2 protein-coding genes and 1 pseudogene are annotated in these 2471 nt (G+C 74.4%); all 3 read left to right on the top strand.

The genetic code is table 11. The annotated features are described in order from the left end of the window. A pseudogene (locus HW577_RS23615) lies at positions 1 to 220 on the top strand (UDP-N-acetylmuramoyl-L-alanine--D-glutamate ligase); the annotation flags it as partial. Beyond that, the gene (locus HW577_RS23610; RefSeq protein WP_198378551.1) at positions 217 to 1392 is read left to right on the top strand and encodes an FtsW/RodA/SpoVE family cell cycle protein; all 1176 of its coding nucleotides are present in this window, start codon (positions 217 to 219) and stop codon (positions 1390 to 1392) included. The pseudogene HW577_RS23615 and the gene HW577_RS23610, both read left to right, overlap by 4 nt. Next, positions 1389 to 2471: undecaprenyldiphospho-muramoylpentapeptide beta-N-acetylglucosaminyltransferase (gene murG, locus HW577_RS23605; RefSeq protein ID WP_198378550.1), on the top strand; the 1083-nt coding region annotated here is incomplete at its 3' end. The genes HW577_RS23610 and murG, both read left to right, overlap by 4 nt.

The raw sequence follows: 2471 nt of genomic DNA, 5'->3' as shown, positions 1-2471 counted from the left end.
CTTCGCCGCGACGCTCGCCGCGCACGGCGTGCCGCATGAGATCGCCGGCACGCTCGACGCCGCGCTGCCCGCCGCGGCCGCCGCCGCCTTCGCCGGCGCCGCACCGGTCGTGCTGCTCTCCCCGGCGGCCGCGTCCTTCGACCAGTTCACCGGCTTCGATGCGCGCGGCGACCGCTTCCGCGACCTCGCGCGCACCCTGATCGCGGAGCGCGCGCCATGACCGCCTTCTCCCGCGCCGACACCTCCACCCTCGGCCGCTGGTGGTGGACCGTTGATCGCTGGACGCTTGCCGCGCTGCTCGCGCTGGTCGGCTTCGGCTACGTCATGATGCTCGCCGCCTCGCCCGCGGTCGCGGAGCGCATCGGCGCATCCTCCCGCCACATGTTCTTCGTCAAGCAGGTCGCCTATCTGGGCATGGCGACGCTGCTGATGGTCGCGGTCTCGATGCTCTCGGTGAAGGGGGTGCGGCGCCTCGCGCTCGCGGGCTTCGCCGTCTTCATCGTGCTGACCGCGGCGACGCTGGTCGTCGGCACCGAGATCAAGGGCGCGCGGCGCTGGCTGCCGATCCCGGGCTTCTCGCTGCAGCCCTCCGAATTCGTGAAGCCCTTCTTCGCCGTCGCCGCCGCGTGGCTGATCGCGGAGGGCAAGGCGCCGGGATCGAAGGTCTGGGGGGCGAGCATCGCGGTCGCGGTCTTCGTGCTCGTCGCCGCCATCCTAAAGGGCCAGCCGGACATCGGCATGCTGCTCGTGGTCGCCGCGGTCTTCTTCGCGCAGTTCTTCGTCGCGGGGATGAACCTGTTCCTGGTCGGCGCGGTCGGCGGCCTCGGCATCGCGGCCGCGGTCGGGGCCTACCTGCTGTTCCCGCACGTGCAATCGCGCGTGCACCGCTTCCTCGACCCGTCCTCGGGCGATTCCTACCAGGTGAGCGTGGCGCTCGAAGCCTTCGCCAATGGCGGGCTGCTCGGCCGCGGTCCCGGCGAAGGCCGCGTCAAGAACGTGCTGCCCGACGCCCATGCCGACTTCGTCTTCGCCGTGGCGGGGGAGGAATTCGGCATGGTCGTCTGCCTCGCCATCCTGTTCCTGTTCGCCTTCGTCGTCGTGCGCGGGATGATGCGCCTGCTCGCCGAGCACGACCTGTTCGTGATGCTCGCCGGCGCGGGGCTGCTCACGCAGTTCGGCCTGCAGGCCTTCGTGAACATGGGATCGACGCTGCACCTCATCCCCACCAAGGGCATGACGCTGCCCTTCGTCTCCTATGGCGGGTCGTCGGTGCTCGCCATCGCGATCGGCATGGGGATGCTGCTGGCACTGACGCGCCGCCGCACCAGCGGCCGCGCCACCCACGACCACGACGCGCCCGCCCCCGCCCTGGCGGCGGGAGGGGCGCGGTGAGGGGCCCGGCCGTGCAGCCCATCGTCATCGCCGCCGGCGGCACCGGCGGGCATCTCTTCCCCGCCGAGGCGCTCGCCGCCGAACTGCTGCGGCGCGGCGAGCGCGTCGCGCTGATGACCGATGCGCGCTCCGCCGCCTATGACAGCGCGGCCTTCGCCGCGGCCGAGCGCTTTGTCCTCTCCGGCGCGGGGCTGTCCGGGCGTGGGCTGCGCGGCGCCGTCTCCGGCGCGTTCCGCCTGCTGGCCGGCACGGCGCAGGCGCGGCGGCATCTCGCCGCACTCAGCCCGTCCGCCGTGGTAGGCTTCGGCGGCTATGCCTCCTTCCCCCCGCTCGCTGCGGCGCGGCTGATGGGCGGCGCGCGGCCGGCCATCATCCTGCACGAGCAGAACGCCGTGCTCGGCCGCGCCAACCGGCTGATGGCGCGCGCGGCAGACCTGCTCGCCCTGTCCTTCGAGGGCACCACGAACGTGCCCGCCGGCGCGCGCACGGAAGTCGTCGGCAACCCGGTGCGGCCCGCGCTCGCGGCGCTTGCCGGCCAGCCCTATCCCGTCCCGCCCGAGGGCGGCGCGCTGCGCCTGCTGGTGACCGGCGGCAGCCAGGGTGCCCGCATCTTCGCCGATGTCGTGCCCGCCGCCGTCGCCGCCCTGCCCGAGGCGATCCGCGCCCGCCTGCTCGTCACCCAGCAATGCCGCGCGGAGGATCTCGCGCGCACCGAGACCGCCTATCGCGACGCCGGCGTCGTCGCCGACCTCGCCCCCTTCTTCCCCGACATGGCCGGGCGGCTCGGCACGGCGCATCTCGTCATCGCGCGCGCCGGCGCCTCGACGGTCGCGGAGCTGGAATGCGCCGGGCGCCCGGCCGTGCTCGTCCCCCTGCCCTCGGCCATCGACGACCACCAGAGTGCGAATGCCCGCGCGCTCGCCGCGGCCGACGCGGCCTGGGTCTATCCCCAGCCGGCCTTCACCCCGGCCGCGCTCGCCGAACGCCTGACAGCCCTCTTCACCGTGCCCGCGCGCCTCGCCTCGGCCGCCGCCGCCGCCGCCTCCCTCGCGCGCCCGCAGGCCGCGCGCGTGCTGGCC

The sequence above is a fragment of the Neoroseomonas rubea genome (assembly GCF_016106015.1).
In the GTDB taxonomy this organism is placed as follows: Bacteria; Pseudomonadota; Alphaproteobacteria; order Acetobacterales; family Acetobacteraceae; genus Neoroseomonas; species Neoroseomonas rubea.
The sequence above is the reverse complement of the archived record's forward strand: the minus strand, read 5'-3'. Positions and strand labels throughout refer to the sequence as shown.